The sequence below is a fragment of the Pseudomonas sp. PDNC002 genome (genome assembly GCF_016919445.1).
Classification (GTDB): Bacteria; Pseudomonadota; Gammaproteobacteria; order Pseudomonadales; family Pseudomonadaceae; genus Pseudomonas.
On record NZ_CP070356.1, the window covers coordinates 2,020,280 to 2,043,303 of the forward strand.

Sequence of the window (23,024 nt, forward strand, 5' to 3'; positions counted from 1 at the left end):
GCGGGAGTTGCGAACGGTGCGCAATTCTAGCGCAGGGCCGCGATGCTCCGGCTGAACATTTTCCAGCCAGCCGTTGCGAACGCCCTGGCCATCGGCACTGGGCACGCTTGCCCGCAGCTTATCCACAGGCTGCTCCACAGCGATGGTGGAAAAAGTTCGGTGGCTTGGGAGGCGCGTGGAACTGTCGGACGGTGATTCTTGAGAACCACCGTTCCGACTCTCAGATCAGGCTGATTGCGATAATTCCGACAGCGTATGGAGATTGTGCCGATGTTGGCGTTTTTGTGAATCCATCAGCATGCCGGCCTCTTGCAACGCCGGTCCCACATTCGATGAAAGTTCGTGATTATCTTCGCTCTCTTGAGGCCCACCTGTGGGTGGAGGGCAGCGACACCCGCGTGCGGGTCAGCGGCCTCGATATCGTCATCCGCAGCCTTCCCAGCGAGGACATCCGCTTGCTCCTCAACGAGGCGGTGGCTCATATGGTGGTGCGCCTGAACAAGAACCTGACAGGTTCGAAGCTGAAGTTCGAGCAACGGATTCTTGAGCTGCTGTCGCTGCAGATAGCGCTGCACAATCTATACGTGTTCACCAACTGGAGCCGACTTCTGCCGCGCTACCTGCAGTACGCGGGACCGCTGCGCGCGCAGGAACTGCTGCAGCACCATGTGCCCGAGCAGGTGATGCGCTTCTGCGAGAAACACTACGCCGCCGAGTGCCGGCAGCGCGCCGCAGCGCTTCTGGGTTACTCCGCCCATGAGCTGGCACGCTGGGAACAGCAGCGTCTGCCCTCGCGCATGTGCACCAACAATTCGCGCTACCGCGCCAGCTGAAACTCCGCCGCCACCCGCGCGGCGCTGTGGTGCAGGATGCCGTGGCGGCGGGCCAGCGCGTGGCGGTCCTTGTCGTAGCCGCCACCGATCACGCCCACCACCGGGATGTCGCTGGCCAGGCAGCGGCGGATGACATGCTCATCCCGCGCGGCCAGCCCGGCATCGGTCAGGTTCAGGTAGCCCAGCGCGTCGTCCTTGTGCACGTCCACGCCGGCGTCGTAGAGCACGATGTCCGGCTGGTACAGCGGCAGCAGGTAGTCCAGCGCTTCCTGCACCACCTTCAGGTATTCCGCATCGCCCAGGTGTAGTGGCAGGGGAATGTCCCAGTCGCTTTGCGCCTTGCGTGCGGGGAAGTTCTTCTCGCAGTGCAGTGACACCGTCACCGCGTCCGGCACGGTCTCCAGGATGCGCGCGGTGCCGTCGCCCTGGTGCACATCGCAGTCGAAGATCAGCACGCGGTTGGCCTTGCCGCTTTCCAGCAGGTAGAGGCTGATCACGGCAAGATCGTTGAAGATGCAGAAGCCCGAGGCGTGGTCATGGTGCGCGTGGTGGGTGCCGCCGGCGAGATGGCAGGCCAAGCCATGCTTCAGCGCCAGATCCGCGCTGAGCACCGATCCGCCCACGGCGCGCACGGTGCGCCGAGCCAACGCTTCGCTCCAGGGCAGGCCGAGGCGGCGCAGCTCCTCGCGGCTCATCTCGCCGCTGCAATAGCGCTCGATGTAGGCGCGATCGTGGGCCAGGGCGAGGATATCCACAGGGCAGAGTTCCGGGCGCAACAGTTCGGCGTCGCTCACCAGCCCGCCGTCCACCAGGTGGTCGCGCAGCAGGCGGAACTTCTCCATGGGGAAGCGGTGGTTGTCCGGGAAAGGCGGACTGTAATCGTCGTGGTAGACCAGGGGCAGCGGCATGGCGTCAGGGTACGCTGAGGTTGAGCACCTACGAAAGGGCCGGCATTGCGCCGGCCCTTTTTTGCATCAGCCCTCGTTGGAGACCGCTGCGTTGCGCTGGGCGCTGCGGCTGGTAGCCACCGAGACCGACCACAGCACGAAGCCGCCGATGGCCAGCAGGCTGCCGACCCAGCCCGGCGAGGTCCAGCCGTAGCCGGCCGCCAGGGCCAGGCCGCCGAGGTACGGGCCCAGCGCGTTGGCGAAGTTGAACGCCGAATGGTTCAGCGCCGCGGCCAGGCCCTGGGCGTCTTCGGCGACGTCCATCAGGCGGGTCTGCAGCACGGTGCCCAGGGCGCCGCCGAAGCCGACGAAGAACACGCAGATCGAGATGGTCCAGATGTTCCCCGCCGTGAACGGGAAGATCGCCAGCACCACCGCACTCCACACCAGCAGGCCGCCGGCGGTGGGCATCACGGCGCGGTCGGCGAGCACCGGGATGAACAGGTTGCCCAGGGTCATGCCGATGCCGAACACCGCCATCACCAGTGGCACGATGCTCGGTGAGACGTGGGTGACGGCGCCGAGGATGTCGGCCAGGTAGGTGTAGACGGCGAACAGGCCGCCGAAGCCGATGGCGCCAATGCCCAGGGTCAGCCAGACCTGGCCGCGCTTGAGCGCGCCCAGCTCGCGCAGCGGGCTGGAATCCGGCTCGGCCGGCGAGTAGGGCGCCAGCAGGCGCACGCAGATCATGGTCAGCACGCCCAGCGCGGCGACCAGGGCGAAGCTCCAGCGCCAGCCCACGGCCTGGCTCAGCCAATTGGCCAGCGGCACGCCGATGATGGTGGCGACGGTGAGGCCGAGAAACATCCGCCCGACCGCCACGGTGCGCCGGTGCGGCGGCACGATGGAGGCGGCGACCAGCGCAGCGATGCCGAAGTAGGCGCCGTGGGGCAGGCCGCTGATGAAGCGGAACAGCAGCATCCAGTGGTAGGTCGGCGCCAGGGCGCTGAGGCCGTTGCCGACGGCGAACAGCGCCATCAGCAGTACCAGCAGGGTACGACGCGGCAGGCGCGCGCCGAGCACCGCCAGCAGCGGCGCGCCGACCACCACGCCCAGGGCGTAGGCGCTGATCACGTGGCCGGCGGTGGGAGCATCGATGCCCAGCGCCGGGGCGAAGTAGGGCAGAAGGCTCATGGTGGCGAATTCGGTGGTGCCGATGGCGAAGCCGCCGACAGCAAGGGCGAAAAGCACCAGGGCCGTACTGCGTTGCAGTCCGGTGGTGGAGGTCGTCATTGGGTTTCCTTGGTCTTTTTGAGGTGCGCCCGGGCGGCGCGGCTGTCTGCGTAAGCACGGTCAAGGCAGTGACCGACAGCGAAGGTAGGAGAAAAATACCAGATGATGGCGCTCGATGCTGAATCGATTGCGCCTGGTCTGACGGATTGCCGCCTACAGGTCCGTGGACGGGTATCATGGTCACCTTTGCCGACGCGTGATGCCGACCATGGATATCCCGAGCCTGACTACCGAGCGCCTGCTGCTGCGCCCCTGGCGCACCGAGGACCTCGCGCCCTTCGCCGCGTTGAACGCCGACGCACAGGTGATGCGCCACTTCCCCGCCTGCATGAGCCGCGAGGAGAGCGACCTGCTGGCCGCGCGCATCCTCCAGCATTTCGACGAGCATGGCTTCGGCCAGTGGATAGTCGAGCGCCGCGAGGATGGCGCGTTCATCGGCGTGCTCGGGCTGGCGCGGGTGTCCTTCGAGGCGGCCTTCACCCCGGCGGTGGAGATCGGCTGGCGTTTCAACGTCGCCTATTGGCGCCAGGGCTATGCCTTGGAAGCGGCCCGCGCCGCGCTGGATTTCGCTTTCAAGCAGTTGCAGCTGGAGGAAGTGGTGGCCTTCACCGTGCCGGCCAATCTGCCGTCCCAGGGCTTGATGCAGCGCCTGGGGATGATTCGCGATGAAGCCGGCGACTTCGAACACCCGCGCCTGCCGGAAGGCCACGCCTTGCGCCCCCATGTGCTGTACCGGATTCGCCGCCCATGAAATCCGAAGACGGCGTCCGCGCCTACCACGAACTGAGCAGCCATCGCCCGGAGCGCTTCGCCCCCGGCCCGGGCCAGCTCGACTGGGCGACCCAGCCGGCCGCCTTCCGCCGCTATGCGGGGGCGCGCTGCATCGAGCTGCTGCACCGGCCGCAGGAAGAATCGCCAGGGTATGACGGTGTCTTCGCCGGCCCCATCGGCCAACCGGCGCCGCTGAACCTCGCCAACGTCTCACAGCTGCTTTACGACAGCCTGGCGATCTCGGCGTGGAAGGAAGCCGGTGGCAATCGCTGGGCGCTACGGGTCAACCCCTCCAGCGGCAACCTGCACCCGACGGAAGCCTATTTGCTGCTGCCTGCCGGAGCTGTGGATAACGCTGCGTTGCTGGCGCATTACAGCGCCGATGAACATGTGCTGGAGGTGCGCGCCGAACTGCCCGCGCCGCTGGCCAGCCAACTGAACGATGCCTTGCCTGTTGGCGGCTTCCTGCTGGCGCTGGCCAGCATTCCCTGGCGCGAGGCCTGGAAGTACGGCGAGCGCGCCTATCGCTACTGCAATCACGACCTCGGCCACGCGCTGGCCTGCCTAGGCATCGCTGCGGCGATCCAGGGCTGGGAAGTGCGCTTGCTGCGTGGCATTGCCGAATCACGGCTGGATGCGCTGATCGGTCTCGACCGTGAAGGCTTCAGCGAGCATGAGTTCGCCGACGCACTGCTATGGATCGGCCCGGCGCAGCCGGCCGAATTCCCATTGCCCGACACACTGCTCAAGGGCCTTGCCGAGTTGCCGTTGGACGGCACGCCCAATCGTCTGTCCCGCGACTATCGCCACTGGCCGGAGCTGGAGCGTGCGCACCAGCTGTGCCGCGCGCCCTCGTTGCCCGCCGGCCAATGGAGCGCCGCGAACGCCGATCCAGCTGTGGATAACCCAGGCCTGCCACTGCGCCCGATCCTCCACCGTCGGCGCAGCGCACAGTCCATGGACGGCCGCAGCGGCATTCACGCCGAACTGCTGTATGCCTGGCTGCGCCGCCTGATGCCCGAGCGCTCGCCCGTGCCGTTCGCCTGCACCGGCGAGCCGGCGCGTGTCGACCTGCTGCTGTTCGTCCACCGCGTCCAGGGCCTGGAGCCGGGCCTGTATTGGCTGGGCCGCAGTGGCCGCGAGGCGGGCGGGTTGCGCGAGGACTACCTGTGGCAGCCGGTGGCGGAGAGCGGTGTGCCGCTCTACCGCCTGTTGTCCGGCGATGCGCGTGGGCTGTCGGCGTTCCTGTCCTGTGGGCAGGACATCGCCAGCGACGGTTGCGTCGCCTTCGCCATGCTCGCCGACCTCGACGCCGCGCTGGCACAGGGCGCCTGGACTTATCCGCGCCTGTACTGGGAAGCCGGTCAGATCGGCCAGTTGCTCTACCTGGAAGCCGAAGCGGCGGGCCTGTCGGGCACCGGCATCGGCTGCTATTTCGATCCGGCGCTGGACGAATTGCTCGGCGGTGGTCCGGACTGCCCGGTCAGCCTCTATCATTTCACCATTGGCCGCGCGGTCTGGGATGAACGGCTCTCCAGCCTTCCCGCCTATCCGTCGCCACGCCGACTCCCACTTCAGCAAGTCCGCAATTGAGGAAACAACGCGCATGACCCAGATCCTGGACAACCTGGTGGCTCTGCTGAGCCTGGAACAGATCGAAGAGAACCTGTTCCGCGGCACGAGCCAGGACCTCGGGTTCCGCCAGCTCTACGGCGGGCAGGTACTCGGCCAGGCGCTGTCGGCGGCCAGCCAGACCGTCGACCCGGAGCGCCACGTGCACTCGATGCACGGCTACTTCCTGCGCCCGGGCGATGCCAGCAAGCCGGTCGTCTACCAGGTCGACCGCGTGCGCGACGGCGGCACCTTCAGCACCCGCCGCGTCACCGCGATCCAGAAGGGCCAGCCGATCTTCGCCCTGAGCACCTCGTTCCAGACCGACGAGGAAGGCTTCGAGCACCAGATCACCATGCCCGACGTGGTCGGCCCGGAGAACCTGCCGACCGATCAGGAACTCAAGAAGCGCAGTGCCGCGCAGTTCCCCGAGCGCATCCGCGACAAGCTGCTCTATCCCAAGCCCATCGAAATCCGCCCGGTGACCGAGAACGACCCGTACGACCCGGAGGTCGGCGAGCCGATCAAGTACCTCTGGCTGCGCGCCGACGGCAAGCTGCCGGACGTGCCGGCGCTGCACAAGTACATCCTCGCCTATGCCTCGGACTTCGGTTTCCTCACCACCTCCCTGCTGCCCCACGGCCGCTCGGTGTGGCAGAAGGACATGCAGGTCGCCACCATCGACCATTCCGTGTGGTTCCACCGCGACCTGCGCGCGGACGAGTGGCTGCTCTACGCCATCGATAGCCCCTGGGCCGGCAATGGCCGTGGCTTCGTGCGCGGCAGCATCTTCAATCGTGACGGCCAGCTGGTCGCTTCCTCGACCCAGGAAGGCCTGATCCGCCGCCGCGAGGACTGGGCATGAGGCTTGGGGATATCCGTCATTGGGTGTTCGACATGGACGGCACCCTGACCCTGGCGGTACACGACTTCCCGGCGATCAAGCGCGCGCTGGGGATTCCCCAGGAGCACGACATCCTCACCCACCTGGCCGCGCTGCCGGAGGATGAGGCGGCGGCCAAGCATGCCTGGCTGCTGGAGCACGAGCGCGAGCTGGCGGTGGCTTCCAGGGCCGCGCCGGGCGCGGTGGAGCTGGTGCGTGCGCTGCATGGTGCGGGCTATCGCCTGGGCATCCTCACGCGCAACGCCCATGAGCTGGCGCTGATCACGCTGGCTGCGATTGGCATTGGTGATTGCTTCCTGACTGAAGATGTTCTCGGCCGTGGCGAGGCCGATCCCAAGCCAAGCCCGGACGGCCTGCTGCGCCTGGCGGCGCGCTGGGACGTAGCGCCACAGAAGATGCTGATGGTCGGCGACTACCGCTTCGACCTCAACTGCGCGCGTGCGGCCGGGGCGCACAGTGCGCTGGTGAATCTTGCTGAGAATCCCTGGCCCGAGCTGACCGACTGGCACGCGCAGGATTGCGCGGAGCTGGGGCGGATGGCGGGGGTTCTGGTTTAAGCACGCTGCTGTGCGGGTTCGCGAGCAAGGGCTAGGCGCCCCCCTCGGTCCTACAAGGGGCGGAGTGCTCTGATCGACCCGAGCACGCCGGGTAGCTCTTCGTAGAGCGAGCTTGCTCGCGAACAGCTGCGCTGCATATCGCCCTACGCGTAGGAGCGGACTTCGTCCGCGATTGGTGTCCGGCCACGTCAGGTCATCGCGGGTGAATCCGCTCCTGCGGGTTGGCATCGGCGCGCTGGATTTCCCCTCACCCCAGCCCTCTCCCTCAGGGAGAGGGGGCCGTTTGGCATTTGTGGGAGCTTGTGGCGTCAGCCGGCGAGCGCTGAGGCCTTACCCTTCTCCGACAGTCTCCTCTCCCTCAGGGAGAGGGAGCCGTTTGGCATTTTGGGGAGCTTGGGGAGTCAGCCGGCGAGCGCTGAGGCTCTACCCTGCTCGGACAGTCCCCTCTCCCTCAGGAGCGGGGCGCGTAGCCAGGGTCAGGGTAAGGGCCGCCAGGCTGCTTCTCTTACAGCTCCGGCGTCCAGGTCACCGCCAGCAGCGCGGTGCGGCCCGGTTCGCGGTAGGGGCGGGCTTCGCCCATGAAGTCCATCGGGCTGGTTGGGCGTAGGTAGTCGCCCAGGGTGTAGTCGCGGTCCAGGGCGTTATCCAGCTTCAGGTCGAAGCGAATCTCATTGCTGGCCAGCCAACTGGTGCGCAGGTCGAGCACGCCGTAGCCGGAGAGTTCGCGGGTGTTGGCCGCGTCGTCGTAGCGCTGGCTGACCGCACGCCAGGTGCCGCCGACACCGAAGGCGCCGAACTGGCGATCGAGGTCCAGGTTCAAGGTACGGCGCGCGCGGTACGGCAGGGTGTGGCCGGTGTCGCGGTCGCGCGGGTCGATCAGGCTCAAACCGAGAGCGGCCTGCCAGCCCAGTACGTCGCGGGCAACGCTGGCCTCGAAGCCATTGATGCGCGCCTTGTTGATGTTCTCCGGCTGGTTGCTGGTGCTGTCCCAGGCGATCAGATCGTCGATCTCGGTGCGGTACAGCGAGGCTTCCAGGTGCGTGCCGGAGAAGTCGCCGCGCCATTGCAGCTCATAGGTCTTCGAGGTCTCGGCCTTCAGGTCCGGGTTGCTCGCGCCGGGGTAGTAGAGGTCGCTGAAGGTCGGTGCGCGGAAACCTTCGCCGTAGCTGGCGATCCAGGTCTGGTTGTCGCCGACCGGCAGGCTGAAGGCGGCGTTCCAGCTGTTCTGGCTGCCGTAGGCCTGGTTGTTGTCGTGGCGGATGCCCAGTTCGGTGCCGAAGCTGTCGCCCTTGAAGCTGTGCTGGGCGAAGAAGGCGCGGTTGCTGCGCTGGTCCTCGGCGAAGTCGGTGCTGCCGTCGACCTTGTCTTCGTACCAGTCGGCGCCCAGGGCCAGCTGGTTGGAGTCGTCCAGTTGCAGGCGGTTGATCCAGCTCGCCGAGTGGCGGGTGGTCTCCAGGGTGCCGTTGTTCCAGCTGTCGGCGGCGCCCACGGCCTTGTTGCGGTCGAAGCTGCGGCCCAGCTCCAGGCGGCTGTTCCACATCTTCGTGATCTGACCGTCGAGGTAGGCGCTGTAGCTGCTGACGCGGAATTCGTCCTGCGGCGTACCGGGCTCGAAGTTGTAGGCGTCGTCGTATTCGTTCTTGCCGCGCTGGTCGTTGAGGTTCAGGCCGGCTTTCCAGTCGTCGCTGAAGCGATGGTCCAGGTTCAGGTGCACGGCCTTGTTGCGCTGGGCGTCGTGGTCGCTGTCGGCGCCGACGTTGTCGCTGGTGCGGTCCCAGCCCTGACTCTCATCCAGGCTGCCGCCGAGGTTGTAGCGGGTCTGCTCGTTGCCGCCGGAAAGGCTCAGGCTGCGCTCGAAGGTGCCGTGGCTGCCGGCGGCCAGGCGCACTTCCGGGTGCAGGCCGGCTTCGCCGCGGCGGGTGAAGATCTGGATGACCCCACCAATGGCGTCGGCGCCGTACAGCGCCGAGCGCGGGCCTCGGGTCACTTCGACGCGCTCGATGCTGTCGATGCTCAGGTAGTCCAGGCGGGCGATGCCGCTGCTGGCCGAGGCGATGCGCTGGCCGTCCACCAGCACCAGGGTTTGCGCGGTGCTGGTGCCGCGCACGGAGTACGAGACCACGCCGCCGGAGCTGCCCATCTGCACGCCGGGCACGCGGGCGAGCAGGGCGGGGACACTGCGTACCTGCAGGCGTTCGATGTCGGCGCGGGTGAACACGCTGTTGGCCGAGGTGGCTTCGGCGCGCGGCTGGGCCTGGCGCGCTGAGGTGATCACCTGGTCGGAGAGCGTGTAGATGTCGCCAGCGGCGAAGGCCATGCCGGGGAGCAGGCTGGTGGCCAGGGCGAGTCGGGTCAGTTTCATGGAACGTCCTCAAAAGCGGGCGGATGACTTTCGAGGAGGGCGTGGCAAGGGCGGCAGGCCGCACTTGACGGTGCGGCCCTCCGCAACACCTGTCGGGGCGTGTCGAGGGCGGTCTCCGGGCTGCCGACGTCACATCGCCGCCTTCCCGCGTTCTGCAGTGGCGGATGGCGATGCTGCGCTCCCTGTCGGGGCGCGTCGGTTACCGTTGCGGGGGCAGCGCAGGTCTTTCACCTGCTTCCCGTTACCTCGAACGAAAACGGGCGCACCTTAGTCGGTGCGCCCGTCACTGGCAATACTCCCGAGGAGGGATGCGCCGATCGGTCTCAGCGGTTGCCGAGGGCCTCCAGGCGCGCCTTCACCGAGGCTTCGATGCCCGCAGCGTCAAGACCGCACTCCGCGAGCATCTGTGCGGGCTTGGCGTGCTCGACGTAGTAGTCCGGCAGACCCAGGTGCAGGATTGGCTGCTGGATATTCTCGCGGGCGAGGAATTCGCTGACGGCGGCGCCAGCGCCACCCATCACCGAGTTTTCCTCGATGGTCACCAGCAGCTCGTGGCTGGCGGCCAGCTGGCGCACCAGCTCCTCGTCGAGCGGCTTGACGAAGCGCATGTCGGCGACCGTGGCGTCGAACTGTTCGGCGACTTTCAGCGCTTCGGCCAGTTGCACGCCGAACACCAGGAAGGCGACCTTGCCGGCCTTGCCTTCGCGGCGCACCACGCCCTTGCCGATTTCCACCGGGGCCAGCTCGGCTTCGATGGCGGCGTTCGGGCCGGTGCCGCGCGGGTAGCGCACCGCCGCCGGGCCTTCGAAGTGATGGCCGGTGGTGAGCAGCTTGCGCAGTTCGTTCTCGTCGCTGGGGGTCATCACCAGCATGCCGGGGATGCAGCGCAGGTAGGAGAGGTCGAAGCTGCCGGCGTGGGTCGGGCCGTCTTCGCCCACCAGGCCGGCGCGGTCGATGGCGAACAGCACGTCGAGGTTCTGCACCGCGACGTCGTGGATCAACTGGTCGTAGCCGCGCTGCAGGAAGGTGGAGTAGATCGCCACCACCGGCTTGGCGCCGTCGCAGGCCATGCCGGCCGCCAGGGTCACGGCGTGCTGTTCGGCGATGGCGACGTCGAAGTAGCGGTCCGGGAATTTGTCGGCGAAGGCCACCAGGTCGGAGCCTTCCTTCATCGCCGGGGTAATGCCGACCAGGCGCGGGTCCTGGGCAGCCATGTCGCACAGCCATTGGCCGAACACGCTGGAGTACTTCGGCCCGCCGGCCTTCTTCGGCACGGCGTGGGCGGGGGCGCCTTCGGGCTCCAGCTTGGTGATGGCGTGGTAGCCGATCGGGTCGATCTCGGCCGGGCCGAAGCCCTTGCCCTTCTTGGTCACCACGTGCAGGAACTGCGGGCCCTTGAGGTCACGCATGTTGCGCAGGGTGGCGATCAGGGTCGGCAGGTCGTGGCCATCGATGGGGCCTATGTAGTTCCAGCCCAGCTCCTCGAAGAGCGTGCCGGGGACCAGCATGCCCTTGGCGTATTCCTCGGTGCGGCGGGCGATCTCCCAGGCGCCGGGCAGGCGCGAGAGCACCTTCTTGCTGCCTTCGCGCATGCTGCTGTAGGTGCGGCTGGAGAGGATCTTGGCCAGGTAGTTGGACAGGCCGCCGACGTTGTTGGAGATCGACATGTCGTTGTCGTTGAGGATCACCAGCATGTCGGCCTTCACTTCCGACGCGTGGTTGAGCGCCTCGAAAGCCATACCGGCGGTCAGCGCGCCGTCACCGATCACTGCCACCGACTTGCGGTTGGAGCCCTGCATGCGCGCGGCGATGGCCATCCCTAAGGCGGCGCTGATGGAGGTGCTGGAGTGGCCGACGCCGAAGGTGTCGTACTCGCTCTCCGAGCGGCGCGGGAAGGCGGCCAGGCCGTCCTTCTGGCGCAGGCTGCCCATGCGCTCGCGGCGACCGGTGAGGATCTTGTGCGGGTAGGCCTGGTGGCCGACGTCCCACACCAGGCGGTCGTCCGGGGTGTCGAAGACGTAGTGCAGGGCCACCGTCAGCTCGATCACGCCGAGCCCGGCGCCGAAGTGGCCGCCGGTCTGGCCGACGCTGTACAGGAGGTACTGGCGCAGTTCGTCAGCGAGGGTCAGCAGCTCCGCTTCCCCCAGCCGGCGCAGTTCGACCGGCGTGCTGGCGCGGTCGAGCAGGGGCGTGGCAGGGCGCTCGCGGGGAATCTCGTGGAACGTCGTGGGCATCAGGCTGATCGTTATGAAAGGCAAAGATGCGGAAGTTTACCCGAAGCTCCGGATTGGCCCAAGCAACGTGGGGCCAATCCTTCGGACGACCGGATAGTCGGAAATGGGGCGGCAGGCTGTGCCGAAATCGTCGTCGCTTCCGACGATTGCACGCAAGCGGGCCTTGGCGCGAGGATCCACTGTAGACACGATCACCGACCGGCGGCGGATTGCCGCAGTCTTTTGTAGCAATCGAGGAGGATGGCGTGACCCGACTGAGCCTGGATGAACTGCGCGAACTGTCCGAAGCGATCCTGCGTCGCCACGGTTTCAGCGAGCCCCACGTGCAGGGCGTGACCGAGACCGTGCTGGCCGGCGAGCGCGATGGCTGCACGTCCCACGGTGTTTGGCGCCTGCTGGGCTGCATCCATACGGCGCGCGCCGGCAAGGTCTCGCTGGACGCCGTGCCGGAGCTGTCGGAGCCGGCCCCGGCGCTGGTGCGGGTGGACGCCAAGGGCGGCTTCTCGCAGTGCGCCTTCGATCTCGGCCTGCCGAAGCTGGTCGAAAAGGCACGCAGCCAGGGCATTGCCGCGATGGCGGTCAATCACTGCGTGCACTTTTCGGCGCTGTGGGTGGAGATCGAGCGGATCGTCGCCCACGGCCTCGTGGCCCTGGCCGTCACCCCGGCGCAGGCCTACGTGGCGCCGGCCGGTGGGACGCGGCCATTGTTCGGCACCAACCCCATCGCCTTCGGCTGGCCGCGTGTCGGGCAGAATCCTTATGTCTTCGACTTCGCCACCACGGTCGTGGCGCGCGGTGAAATCCAGCTGCACGAGCGCGAGGGCAAGTCGATTCCGCTGGGTTGGGGTATCGATGCGCAGGGCAATCCCAGCACTGACGCAAGCGCCGTGCTCGACGGCGCCATGCTCACCTTTGGCGGGCACAAGGGCTCGGCGCTGGCGACCATGGTCGAGCTGATCGCCGGGCCGCTGATCGGCGACCTGACCAGTGCCGAGTCCACGGTGTTCGATGCCGGGACGAAATCCTCGCCGTATCACGGCGAACTGCTGATCGCCATCGACCCGGCGCGCTTCCTTGGTGCCGAAGCGCCGCAGCACCTGGCGCGGGCCGAGACGCTGTTCGAGTCCATCGTCGACATGGGCGCGCGCCTGCCGTCTCAGCGGCGTTTCACGGCACGCGAGCGCAGCCTGAAAGAGGGCGTGGCGATCAGCGATTCGCTGTATGCCGATTTGCGCGCGCTGCTGGAATAGTTCGAGATCGGCTTGCCCTTACGCCTGACCAACGCGTAGGGCGAATAACCTGGAGCAGGTTATCCGCCGTAGGTTCGGCGGCGGATAACGCTGGCGCGTTATTCGCCCTGCGAGCGCGCTGCACGGCGCGGCTCTTGTAGGAGCGGACCTTGTCCGCGATGGGACCGGCGCGCAGCGAAGTCATCGCGGACAAGGTCCGCTCCTACGTGAGTCTCACCATCGAACGCATAAAAAAGCCCCGGCACAAGGCCGGGGCTGAGCATCGGCGCGGGACTGGCCGACAGTTCACTCCCGCGCCGACGAACCCTCAGCGAGTCACGGCGTTGCGTGTCGTCTCGCCATCCACCAGCCGCGCGATGCCCAGCGGGTTGGCGTCCTTCAATGCGTCGGGCAGCAGCGCATCCGGGTAGTTCTGGTAGCACACCGGGCGCAGGAAGCGGTCGATGGCCAGGCTGCCGACTGACGTGCCGCGCGCGTCGGAGGTCGCCGGGTACGGCCCGCCGTGGACCATCGCGTCGCAGACTTCCACACCGGTCGGGTAGCCGTTGATCAGTAATCGTCCGGCCTTGCGCTCCAGCACCGGCACCAGGCCGGCGAAGCGCGAGAGGTCGCCCGGTTCGGCGATCAGTGTGGCGGTGAGCTGGCCGTGCAGGCCGTCCAGCGCGCGGCGCAGTTCGGCTTCATCGGCCACTTCGACAACGATGGTGGTCGGGCCGAAGACTTCTTCCTGCAGCAGTTCTTCACCTTCCAGCAGCAGGCTGGCCTTGGCCTGGAACAGTTGTGGGAACGCCTGTCGGCCCTCCTGTGGATGCCCGGCGAGGTGGCGCAGGCCGGGGTGGGTGAGCAGCTTGGCGATGCCCTTCTCGTAGCTTTTCAGGGTGCCGGCGTTGAGCATGGTCTGCGCCGGGCGCTGGCCGATCTCGGCGATCAGGTTGGCGGTGAACAGGCTGAAGGCCGGCGAAGCGATACCGATCACCAGGCCGGGATTGGTGCAGAACTGGCCGCAACCCATGACCACGGAATCCACCAGCTCGCGGGCGATTTTCTCGCCGCGCGCTTCCAGGGCGGCGGGCAGCACCAGCACCGGGTTGATGCTGCTCATCTCGGCGAACACCGGGATCGGCTGTGGGCGCGCGGCAGCCAGGTCGCACAGTGCGCGACCGCCCTTGAGCGAGCCGGTGAAGCCGACCGCCTGGATCGCCGGGTGCCTGACCAACGGCTCGCCAACGCCGGCGCCGTAGATCATGTTGAACACGCCGGCGGGCATGCCGGTGGATTCGGCTGCGCGGACGATGGCTTCGCCGACGAGTTCGGCGGTGGCCATGTGGCCGCTGTGGGCCTTGACCACCACCGGGCAGCCGGCGGCCAGCGCGGCGGCGGTATCGCCACCGGCGGTGGAGAAGGCCAGCGGGAAGTTGCTGGCGCCGAACACGGCCACCGGGCCGACGCCGGTGCGGTACTGGCGCAGGTCCGGGCGGGGCAGCGGCTGGCGCTCGGGCAGTGCGCGGTCGATGCGCGCGCCGAGGAAGTCGCCACGGCGCAGCACCTTGGCGAACAGGCGCATCTGGTTGGCGGTGCGGCCGCGCTCGCCCTGGATGCGTGCGGCGGGCAGGGCCGTCTCGCGACAAACGATGGCGATGAAATCGTCGCCGAGGGCTTCCAGTTCGCTGGCGATGGCGTCGAGGAACTGCGCGCGGCGTTCCGGCGACAGCGCATTGTAGGCTGGGAAGGCAGCTTCGGCGGCGCGGGCGGCGGCGTCGACTTCGGCTTCGGTGGCCTGGAGGAATTCGCGGGGCAGGGCTTCGCCAGTGCTGGCGTCGAGGCTCTGCAGGTGGATGCTGCCGGTGCCGATGCGTTGGCCGGCGATGAAGTTCTGGGCGGTCATGGGCGGGCTCTCTATTGGAAAGAGTGAGGTGAAGAGCAAGAGCCCCTCACCCCAGCCCTCTCCCGGAGGGAGAGGGAGCAGGTCGTGTGGCCGGCGACCTGGGAGTCAGCCGGCTTGCACGGTGTGCAGAGATTGCGGACGTATCGGCGAGAGTGGAATTTCGAGCCGGCACGTACGGTCCCCTCTCCCCTTGGGAGAGGGTTAGGGTGAGGGTGGTTCAATCGCCACTCAGAGTCCGACGTCAGGCAACTTCGGCCGATTCGCCAGCGCCTTGGCCATGATCGTCTCCACGTGCTCGCGATCCGCGCCTTGCAGCGCCAGGCGCGGCGGGCGGGTGAGGGCGGTGCCGCGGCCGGCGATCTCTTCGCACAGCTTGATGCACTGCACCAGGTCCGGGCGGGCGTCGAGGTGGAGGATCGGCATCAGCCATTCGTAGATCGGCATGGCTTCTTCGTAACGGCCGGCCTTGCACAGGCGGAAGATGGTTTCGCCTTCCTGCGGGAACACGTTGGACATCCCCGAGATCCAGCCCTCGGCGCCCACGGCGATGCTCTCCAGCACCACGTCGTCGAGGCCGGCGAAGAGGATGAAGCGGTTGCCCACTTCATTGCGCACGTCGATGAAGCGGCGGGTGTCGCCGGAGCTGTCCTTGAAGCAGACGATGTTCTCGCAGTCGGCCAGGGAGATGAGGATGTCCGGGGTGACGTCGTTTTTGTAGATCGGCGGGTTGTTGTAAACCATCACCGGCAGGTCGGTGCTGGTGGCCACGCTGCGGAAGTGCGCGGCGGTTTCATGCGGCTTGGAGGAGTAGACCAGCGCCGGCATCACCATGATGCCGTCGACGCCGACCTTCTGTACCGCCTTGGCCACCTGCGAGGCGCCATGGCTGGTGAACTCGGCGATGCCGCAGATCACCGGCACGCGGCCGCCGGAGGCGTCCTTGGCGACTTCGGTGACGGCCATCTTTTCCTCGATAGACAGCGAGGTGTTCTCGCCCACGCTGCCGCACACCACCAGGCCCGATACGCCGTCGCGCACGAGGTTGGAGATCACCTTGTGGGTGGCTTCCAGGTTGACCGAGTAATCGTCGTTGAACTGAGTGGTCACCGCGGGGAACACGCCACTCCAATTGACCTTCTTGCTCATGTTTTTCTCCAATTGTCGTATTTCGTATACGAAAGTTCTGGGAGGTTTCCCTGAAATTTCGTCGTCGGGTGCCGCTACGCGGCGAATCAGGGTTGAAAGGGGAAATCAGTAACCGTTGGGCCAGGTGTCCGAGAGTCGGTAACCCTCCGGCCACGGATCATCCGGGTCGAGCAGGTGCTGGTGGGTGCCGGTGATCCAGGCTCGACCAGAAATGCACGGATGGATGGCTGGCTTGTCGCCGACGCTGGTGAGACCGTCGATGCGGCAATGGAACTTGGAATCGATGATCGAGTGGCCGACGAAGCGCTCGCCGTCCTTCAGCTGGCCCTTGGCATGCAGCACCGCCATGCGTGCCGAGCAGCCGGTGCCGCAGGGCGAGCGGTCGATCTTGCCGGGGCGGATGACCACGGCGTTGCGCCCGTGCAGCACACCATCGACGCGTTCTACCGGCGCGGTCAGCTGGCAGAAGGAGATGTGCGCCCAGTCGTGGTTCACCGGGTGCTTGAAGCCCAGTTGCTGGTTCGCCGCCTGGGTGATCTTCAGGCCGGTGGCGACCAGGTCGGCGGCCTCCGAGGCGTGCAGGGTGAAGCCCAGCGCGTGCGCGTCGGCCAGCACGAAGCTGTCGCCGCCGTAGGCGGTATCCACCTGCAGCGAACCGAGGCCTTCCACTTCGATCCAGGCGTCGAGCTTGTCGGCGAAGGAGGGCAGGTTGCGTACTTCCACGCGCTGCACCTTGCCGTCCTTGCAGTCGGCGACGGCTTCGATCAGGCCGCCGGGGGCTTCCAGGGTCAGGCGTGTCTGCGGCTCCTGCATCGGCAGGATGCCGCTGTCCAGCAGCACGGTGCTGACGCACAGCGAGTTGGAGCCGGACATGGGCGGCACGTCGGCCGGTTCCATGATGATCCAGGCCATCTGCGCTCGCGGGTCCTTCGGCGGCACCAGCAGGTTCACATGGCGGAACACGCCGCCGCGCGGCTCATTGAGGACGAAGTTGCGCAGCACGTTGTCGCTGGCGATGAAGCGCGACTGCGCCCACACGGTATCGCCCGGCGGCGGGGCGACGCCGCCGACGATGACGTCGCCGACTTCGCCTTCGGCGTGGCAACTGACGACGTGGATGATCTTGCTCGAACGCATGTCTGTCTCCTGGTTCCGTGCCGCCTGCCTTCCCTCACCCCAGCCCTCTCCCAGAGGGAGAGGGGGCAGGCCGTGCCGGCTGACGCTGTGGTTTTATCCTTCACCGAACGGTCCCCTCTCCCGCGCGCGGGAGAGGGTTAGGGTGAGGGGCTCTTATTCACTCATCGACCGCCTAGTTCACCGACCTCAGAAACTCCGCCGTCTCCGCCCGCTGCGGGTTGACGATCACCTGGTCCGGCGTGCCGATCTCGTGCACCAGGCCTTCGCGGAAGAACGCCACGCGGTCGGACACATCGCGGGCGAAGCGGATTTCGTGGGTCACCAGGACCATGGTCATGCCCTCTTCGGCGAGCAGGCGCATGGTGTCGAGTACCTCGCCCACCAGTTGCGGGTCGAGTGCCGAGGTGGCTTCGTCGAACAGCATGTAGTCCGGCGACATGGCCAGCGCGCGGGCGATCGCCATACGCTGCTGCTGCCCGCCCGAGAGCTTCTGCGGGAACACATTGAGCTTGTCGCCCAGGCCGACGTGCTTGAGCTGCTTCACCGCCATCGCCTCGGCCTCTTCCTTGGACAGGCCGAGCACCTTGCGCGGGGCGAGCATGACGTTCTCCAGCACGGTCAGGTGCGGGAAGGCGTTCCACTGCTGGAAGACGATGCCGATCTTCTGCCGCAGCTTGTTCAGGTCGGTGGTCTTGGCGTGGACCTCGATGCCATCGACGCGGATCTTGCCGCGCTGGATCGGTTCCAGGCCGTTGATGCACATCAGCAGGGTGGACTTGCCCGAACCCGAGCCGCCGATGATCGAGACCACCTCGCCCTTCTTCACGGTCAGGCTGACGCCCTTGACCACTTCCAGATCGCCGTAGGCTTTGTGCACGTTGTCGATTTCAATCATTTTCCTGCCACCTTTGTTCCAGCCGGGCGCCGAGGCGCGCCACGACCCAACTCATGAGGTAATAGATGACCCCGGCGATGCACAGCACCAGCAGGGGTTCCTGGATGCGCGTCACGATGGTCTGCGAGGCGCGGAGCAGTTCGACGATGCCGATCCACATGACCAGCGCGGTGTCCTTCATCACCCCCAGCACCAGGTTCAGCCAGCCGGGGAAGGCCACCCGCGCGGCCAGCGGCAGCACGATGTAGCGCAGGTCCTGCCAGTAGCTGAGGCCCAGCGAGCGGCTGGCGCGGCGGATGTTCGGGCCGACAGCGAGGATGCCGCTGCGGATGATCTCGGTGCAGAACGCCGCCGCGTAGACACCCAGCACCAGACAGCCGACGGTGAAGGCGCTCCAGTTCAGGCCGACGATGCTTTTCAGCGAGTTGAACAGCACGAACTGGATCAGCAGCGGCACGCTGCGGAAGATGTCGAGGAACCAGCCGACCGGCATCGTGGCGCGCGGCAGGGTGGCGCGCAGCCAGCCCAGCACGACGCCGGCGAGGGTGCCGATGAGCATGGCGCCGACGGTCAGCTTGACGGTGACCCAGGCCCCTTGCAGCAGGAACATCAGGTCGTTGACGGTGAAGCTCGTGGAAAACATGCGTGCTTCTCCTAGTAGCGGAACAGCCGCCAGCTCAACAGGCGGGCGACCGCCACGATGACCTTGGCGATGATGTAATAGAGCACCGCGGCCAGGGCGAAGTACTCGAAGGTGCGGAAGGTGCGCACGTTGAAGTCCTGGGTCACGCCGGTGAGGTCGTTGTTCAGCCCCACCACCACGCCCAGCGACGTCATCAGCACCGCCCAGACCATCTGGTTCGTCAGCGGGTAATAGACGATGCGCAGCAGCTGCGGAACGATGATCATCCGGTACGCCTGGAAGGCGCTCATGCCCAGCGAACGCGCAGCGCGCATCTGGGTGTCCGGCACGGCCTTGAGGCCGCCACGGAAGTTCTCCGCGAGGTAGCCGGCGTTGTTGAAGGTGATCCCCGCCAGCAGCGCCACCCAGGAACTGACGTGCAGGCCGAAGGAGCCCAGGCCGAAGTACAGGATGTAGATCTGGAACAGCGACGGCGTGTTGCGCGCGATGGATACCCAGGTGTCGGCGAAACCCTTGAGCAGCGGGTTCTTCATCTGCCGCATGACGGTCAGCAGCAGTGCGATGAGCACGCCGAGGATCATCGACAGCGCGGCGGTTTCGAGCGTTACCCAGGCGCCGCCGAGCATGTCCGGCAGGGCCTTGAAGGCGGAGCGCCAGTGGAAGCTGTAGTTGAACATCAGCGCACCCCCTCGCTCAGCCAGCTCGGGACGCCACCGTCACCGCGCCCGCTGCAGGCCGCCTCGACACACGCGGCAAGGCTGCCGAAATGCACCTGGCGCCCGGCCAGGCCCGGGCCGTAGTGGGCGTACTTCGCCGAATTGGTGATCAGCGTGGTGCAGTCCGGCGGGATCACCGGCTCGCCGATCATGCACCAGCAGGTGTCGTTGAGCAGTTGCGCGCCGAAGTCTTCCAGCACCTTCACGTCGCCGGCGGCGCGGGCCTTTTCCTGCACGGCGCGGCCGAGGGCGACGACCAGCGCGACACCCGGATGCTTGCGGCGCCCGGCCACCAGTTTCGCCAGTTCGGCACACTCGCTGGCGGAGAAGTGTGGGTTGCCCAGGGACACCAGTTGCACGGTGGGTTCTGCCGCGTGGTCCAGCTCGTGCCAGGAAGCGATGAGGTCCGCTGGCGTGACGCGCAGGTGTTGCAGCGGGGCTTTGCCGCCCAGTGCGGTGGCGACGTCCGGCGCTTCCGGCGTAACGCCGACGATGTGGAACATCGGGGCGGCGGAGGTGGTGGCGAAGGCCGCGCCGAAGGCTTTCAGCGCATCGCTGTCCGGCGCCAGCGGCTGCAGGCCGTCGACCACCGGGATGCGCGTGCCGCAGAGCTCGCCGATGTGGTAGCCGAGCAGCGGGAAGATCGATTCGTCGTGCTCGGCCGGCAGCTCGACATCGATCCGCAGCACGGCCAGCCGGCCCTCGTCGCGGTGGCTGCCGACGTTCGGCGCGCGGCCGGTGAGGGCGATGCAGATGTCGAGGTAATCCGGGTATTTCAGGGTCCGCGCGCCGAGCACGCTGTTGGCGTACACCACGGCGTTGGACTCGGCCCAGACCACCTGTTCGCCGAGGCTTGGCTTGCTGTCCAGCAGGTAGGGCGCGCAGGTGTAGCTCATCTGCGCGCCCATCTCCATGTAGGCATCGCCCAGCGCCGCGGCAGGCTCGCCGAAGGCCTTGTCGACACCCAGTTCGCGCCAGCGGCGGTGGTCCACGGAGATGGAATTCAGAGTGGTCGGCACCCGTACTTTGCCGCCCCAGTCCGCCAGTTGGCGGGCGAAGCGCAGGCTGGCGGGGCCGGTATAGATGCAGCCGTCGATGTGCGCCTGGGCGATGTCCAGCAGGTCCTTTGCGCCTTGCAGTGCGGCCATGCGCAGGACGATCTGCATGGCGGCCTGGGCGGCCTTGCCGTGCTGGCCGTCGAGCAGTTCATGGTCGCCGGCGGTGAGCGCCAGGCCTTCCGGCAACGGGCCGGCATCGCTGGCCATCACGCCCTGCCAGCCATCGGCAGGGCGCTCGGCGGTGAGTGTTACCTGTCCGTCTTCGATGCGGGCCCAGCCGCCCGTGGACAACTGCTCGAAAGCCTCGTGGCCCAGGCACAGCACCGGGATGGAGCGGCCGAACAACGCCTGCGCCACCAGCACACCAAGGGTGAGGATCTCGTCCGGCTCGGCCAGCAGCAGCGCTGCCGGCGCGTGGCCGTTGAGCAGTATTTCCAGCATCACGCTGCTGCCGGTACAGGAGCCGCGTCCGCTGGGAATCGCCAGCACCCGCCCGGGCAGGAAGCTGCCGGAGAGCGGATGGTGGCGGTCGATGACCTCGCCGCTGAAGGGCTCGACGCCACCCCAGAAGCTCAGCCCGGTGTCGGCATGGAGTAGCGCCCCTTCGGCGCTACCCCCCATCAGGACCCGCCCTGTTAGGCGTGAGTCCCGCACCCTTGAGGCCTGCATCGAAGACATGTTGCGCCCGCCGTCAGTAGTACACGTGGGGAACGGTGAGGTCGACCGGGGTGCCGCCGACCCACTTCTCGTACAGCTCGGCGTAGCGGCCGGTGCGGACCTGCTGGTTGACGAAGAGGTTGAGGTAGTGGATCAGGCCGTACTCATTGCGCGCGGCGGCCAGCGATACGTAGTCGATCACGTAGGGCGCGTTGCCGACGACCTTCAGACCCTTGTACTTGCCGGATTTAAGAGTGGAGGCGGCGACGGTGTTGGTCACCACGGTGGCGTCGATGTGGCCCTGGGCGACGGCGAGGATGGTGTCGTTCTGGCTCTGGTAGGCGCGGAAGGAACCCTTGCCGCCCCATTTCTTCACGTCCTTCTCCAGCGCGATGGCTTCATAGGTGCCGCTGGTGTTGCCCACCGGGCGGTCCTTGATGTCCTCGTACTTGGTGATGCCGGTGTCTTCGCGGGTCAGCACCACCATCTGGAAGGCAAAGTAGGGAATGGTCATGGCGACCGTCTTGGCGCGCTCCAGGGTGTCGGAGGTGGAGGCGACGATCACGTCGGCGCGGCCGGAAACCAGCGCGGGAATACGATCCGGGAAGGGCGTCTCGACGACTTCGGCGGTAACACCGAGGACTTTCGCCAGGTCGTTGCAGTAGTCCACGTCGAAGCCGACCGGGTTGTTCTGCGCATCGCGCGAGCCCATGGGCGGGAAGTCCAGGGTCACGGCGCAGCGCAGCTTGCCGGATTCGATGATGTCGTCGAGCTTGTCGGCCTGGGCCTGGCCGGCGAGAAACACAGCGGTGAGGGCTAGAGCAATTCGGGTGAATTTCATGGGGGCCTCTCTGAGTCAGTGTTGTGCAGCGATTTTTGTATTATGGATTTCGTATACGATATTTCTTAGAGCAAGGCATGTGCCAGAAATGGCTCAGGCATGACTGATTGGTCGCGAGGCCCGGTATTGGTGGGATCAGGTGTTGGGAGTCTTCTGCCGGGGTTGTAGGAGCGTTCCCGACGCTGTTACCAAATGAAGCAGGAGCGTGTTTCGCTGCCCCGTATGGGAGCACTCGGGAAGTTGCGTGCGCTGTTGTCCCTTGTGGGAGCAGCTGTCTTCTGCGGGAAAAGTCGTGTCTGCTTTCCCCTCACCCCAGCCCTCTCCCGGAGGGGAGGGGGCAGATCGTGCCGGCTGACGCTGTGGTTTTATCCTTCACCGAACGGTCCCCTCTCCCGCGCGCGGGAGAGGGTTAGGGTGAGGGGCTCTTGTAGGGGCGGTGGAGTCGCTCAGCCCATGCCAGCGCTACAGGTTTCGTCAGTTGGGAGCGATCTGCGACTCACGATACTGCGTCGGCGACAGCCCGGTCAGTGCGCGGAACTGCCGGCTGAAGGCACTGTGGTCGGTGTAACCGCAGCGCAGGGCGATCTCGGTGATCGGCAGGTCCTCGCCGAGCAGGCGGGTGGCCGCACCCAGACGCGCCTTGTGGATCATCTGCCGTGGCGTGAGCTGGAAGATGCGCTTGCAGTGGCGCTCCAGCTGGGCGACGGAGAGGCCGGCCAGCTCGGTCAGCTCGGCAAGGTTGATTGGCTTGTCGAAGTGCTCGCGGATGTAGGCATCGACGGCGGCGAGGCGCTGGTACGCGGGATGCGTGGATTGCGCCGCCTGCAGGTCGCTGGAGATTCCCGCCATGCCGATCACGACGCCTTGTGCATCGCGCAGCGCCAGCTTGTGGGTCAGGCACCAGCCCGGCAGCCGGCCGGGATAAAGGTGCAGCTCCAACTGGTCGCTGAGCTGGCCGCCGGTTTCCAGCACGCGGCGATCCTGCTCGGTATAGATCGGTCCGAAGCGCGAGGGAAAGACATCCTCGGCGGTGCGCCCGAGCAACTCGCGGGCATCCTTCACACCGCAGCGCCGCGCCAGGGTCTGGTTGACCAGCACGTAGCGTGCCGCGGTGTCCTTGATGAAGAACACCACGCCGGGCATGGCATCGAGCAGCGGGGAAATCTGCGCAAGGGTCTGCAGCAGGCTGTCCAGGTCGCGGGCGCCCTGGGGGATCAGGTCGTGCATCGGGAGGCGAGTCGGCTGTCGGAACATGGCGGAAGGTACGCTGCAAGGTGGCGAGATGGCGAGGCGCTGTCAACTCGTAGGGCGGATAAAGCGGGACGCTTTATCCGCCGTCTCCCC

At 66.8% G+C, this 23,024-nt stretch carries 19 protein-coding genes and 1 riboswitch; of the genes, 6 read left to right on the forward strand and 13 right to left on the reverse strand.

Going from position 1 to position 23,024, the window contains the following annotated elements:
• Positions 1–332 precede the first annotated feature (332 nt).
• Positions 333–833, forward strand: a complete 501-nt coding sequence (locus tag JVX91_RS09440; protein WP_205338991.1) for a hypothetical protein — start codon at positions 333–335, stop codon at positions 831–833.
• On the opposite strand, the gene JVX91_RS09445 is transcribed toward JVX91_RS09440, so the two are convergent.
• The gene (locus JVX91_RS09445) at positions 818–1,741 is read right to left on the reverse strand and encodes a histone deacetylase (protein WP_205338992.1); all 924 of its coding nucleotides are present in this window, start codon (positions 1,739–1,741) and stop codon (positions 818–820) included. The genes JVX91_RS09440 and JVX91_RS09445 overlap by 16 nt on opposite strands.
• Before the next feature lie 66 nt (positions 1,742–1,807).
• Positions 1,808–3,013, reverse strand: a complete 1,206-nt coding sequence (locus tag JVX91_RS09450; RefSeq protein WP_205338993.1) for an MFS transporter — start codon at positions 3,011–3,013, stop codon at positions 1,808–1,810.
• 208 nt (positions 3,014–3,221) lie between these two features.
• On the opposite strand from JVX91_RS09450, the gene JVX91_RS09455 reads away from it, so the two are divergent.
• From JVX91_RS09455 to JVX91_RS09470, 4 genes are read left to right on the forward strand one after another with little or no spacing between them, the layout of a single operon-like run.
• Positions 3,222–3,764, forward strand: coding sequence for a GNAT family N-acetyltransferase (locus tag JVX91_RS09455; RefSeq protein WP_205338994.1), 543 nt, complete (start codon positions 3,222–3,224; stop codon positions 3,762–3,764).
• Positions 3,761–5,377 carry a SagB/ThcOx family dehydrogenase gene (locus JVX91_RS09460; RefSeq protein ID WP_205338995.1) on the forward strand — a complete coding sequence of 539 codons (1,617 nt, stop codon included), beginning with the start codon at positions 3,761–3,763 and terminating at the stop codon, positions 5,375–5,377. Before JVX91_RS09455 ends, JVX91_RS09460 begins: the two co-directional genes overlap by 4 nt.
• Positions 5,378–5,390: 13 nt before the next feature.
• A complete protein-coding gene (gene tesB, locus JVX91_RS09465) occupies positions 5,391–6,260 on the forward strand; it encodes an acyl-CoA thioesterase II (RefSeq protein ID WP_205338996.1) in 870 nt (289 codons plus the stop codon).
• Positions 6,257–6,856 carry an HAD family hydrolase gene (locus JVX91_RS09470; protein ID WP_205338997.1) on the forward strand — a complete coding sequence of 200 codons (600 nt, stop codon included), beginning with the start codon at positions 6,257–6,259 and terminating at the stop codon, positions 6,854–6,856. The genes tesB and JVX91_RS09470 overlap by 4 nt, the downstream gene beginning before the upstream one ends.
• Positions 6,857–7,361: 505 nt before the next feature.
• Here the strand turns inward: JVX91_RS09470 and JVX91_RS09475 are convergent.
• Complete coding sequence (locus JVX91_RS09475) at positions 7,362–9,218, reverse strand: TonB-dependent receptor (RefSeq protein ID WP_205338998.1); 1,857 nt, start codon at positions 9,216–9,218, stop codon at positions 7,362–7,364.
• Positions 9,219–9,320: 102 nt separating this feature from the next.
• Positions 9,321–9,489: riboswitch (cobalamin riboswitch) on the reverse strand.
• Positions 9,490–9,541: 52 nt separating this feature from the next.
• Positions 9,542–11,452, reverse strand: coding sequence for a 1-deoxy-D-xylulose-5-phosphate synthase (gene dxs / locus JVX91_RS09480; RefSeq protein WP_205338999.1), 1,911 nt, complete (start codon positions 11,450–11,452; stop codon positions 9,542–9,544).
• Between the two features lie 245 nt (positions 11,453–11,697).
• Here dxs and JVX91_RS09485 point away from each other — a divergent pair, with 245 nt between their 5' ends.
• Entirely contained in the window at positions 11,698–12,702 is a 1,005-nt protein-coding gene (locus JVX91_RS09485) for an Ldh family oxidoreductase (protein WP_205339000.1), read from the forward strand.
• Positions 12,703–13,009: 307 nt separating this feature from the next.
• Here JVX91_RS09485 and JVX91_RS09490 read toward each other — a convergent pair whose 3' ends face one another.
• From JVX91_RS09490 to JVX91_RS09530, 9 genes are all read right to left on the reverse strand, one after another.
• Positions 13,010–14,587 (reverse strand): aldehyde dehydrogenase (NADP(+)), encoded by a 1,578-nt coding sequence (locus JVX91_RS09490; RefSeq protein ID WP_205339001.1) that lies wholly within the window; start codon positions 14,585–14,587, stop codon positions 13,010–13,012.
• 228 nt (positions 14,588–14,815) lie between these two features.
• Positions 14,816–15,733, reverse strand: coding sequence for a dihydrodipicolinate synthase family protein (locus JVX91_RS09495; RefSeq protein ID WP_169942064.1), 918 nt, complete (start codon positions 15,731–15,733; stop codon positions 14,816–14,818).
• 105 nt (positions 15,734–15,838) lie between these two features.
• Positions 15,839–16,870: a proline racemase family protein gene (locus JVX91_RS09500; protein ID WP_205339002.1), complete on the reverse strand. Its 1,032-nt coding sequence runs from the start codon at positions 16,868–16,870 to the stop codon at positions 15,839–15,841.
• Positions 16,871–17,042: 172 nt separating this feature from the next.
• Entirely contained in the window at positions 17,043–17,765 is a 723-nt protein-coding gene (locus JVX91_RS09505; protein WP_205339003.1) for an amino acid ABC transporter ATP-binding protein, read from the reverse strand.
• The gene (locus tag JVX91_RS09510) at positions 17,758–18,408 is read right to left on the reverse strand and encodes an amino acid ABC transporter permease (protein ID WP_024764660.1); all 651 of its coding nucleotides are present in this window, start codon (positions 18,406–18,408) and stop codon (positions 17,758–17,760) included. The genes JVX91_RS09505 and JVX91_RS09510 overlap by 8 nt, the downstream gene beginning before the upstream one ends.
• Before the next feature lie 11 nt (positions 18,409–18,419).
• Positions 18,420–19,085 carry an amino acid ABC transporter permease gene (locus tag JVX91_RS09515; RefSeq protein ID WP_045216994.1) on the reverse strand — a complete coding sequence of 222 codons (666 nt, stop codon included), beginning with the start codon at positions 19,083–19,085 and terminating at the stop codon, positions 18,420–18,422.
• Positions 19,085–20,803, reverse strand: coding sequence for an aconitase family protein (locus JVX91_RS09520; RefSeq protein ID WP_205339004.1), 1,719 nt, complete (start codon positions 20,801–20,803; stop codon positions 19,085–19,087). Before JVX91_RS09520 ends, JVX91_RS09515 begins: the two co-directional genes overlap by 1 nt.
• A gap of 70 nt (positions 20,804–20,873) precedes the next feature.
• Positions 20,874–21,680, reverse strand: coding sequence for a transporter substrate-binding domain-containing protein (locus tag JVX91_RS09525; RefSeq protein ID WP_054906837.1), 807 nt, complete (start codon positions 21,678–21,680; stop codon positions 20,874–20,876).
• A 474-nt stretch (positions 21,681–22,154) separates the two neighbouring features.
• Positions 22,155–22,934, reverse strand: coding sequence for an AraC family transcriptional regulator (locus tag JVX91_RS09530; RefSeq protein ID WP_205339005.1), 780 nt, complete (start codon positions 22,932–22,934; stop codon positions 22,155–22,157).
• Between the last annotated feature and the right edge of the window lie 90 nt (positions 22,935–23,024).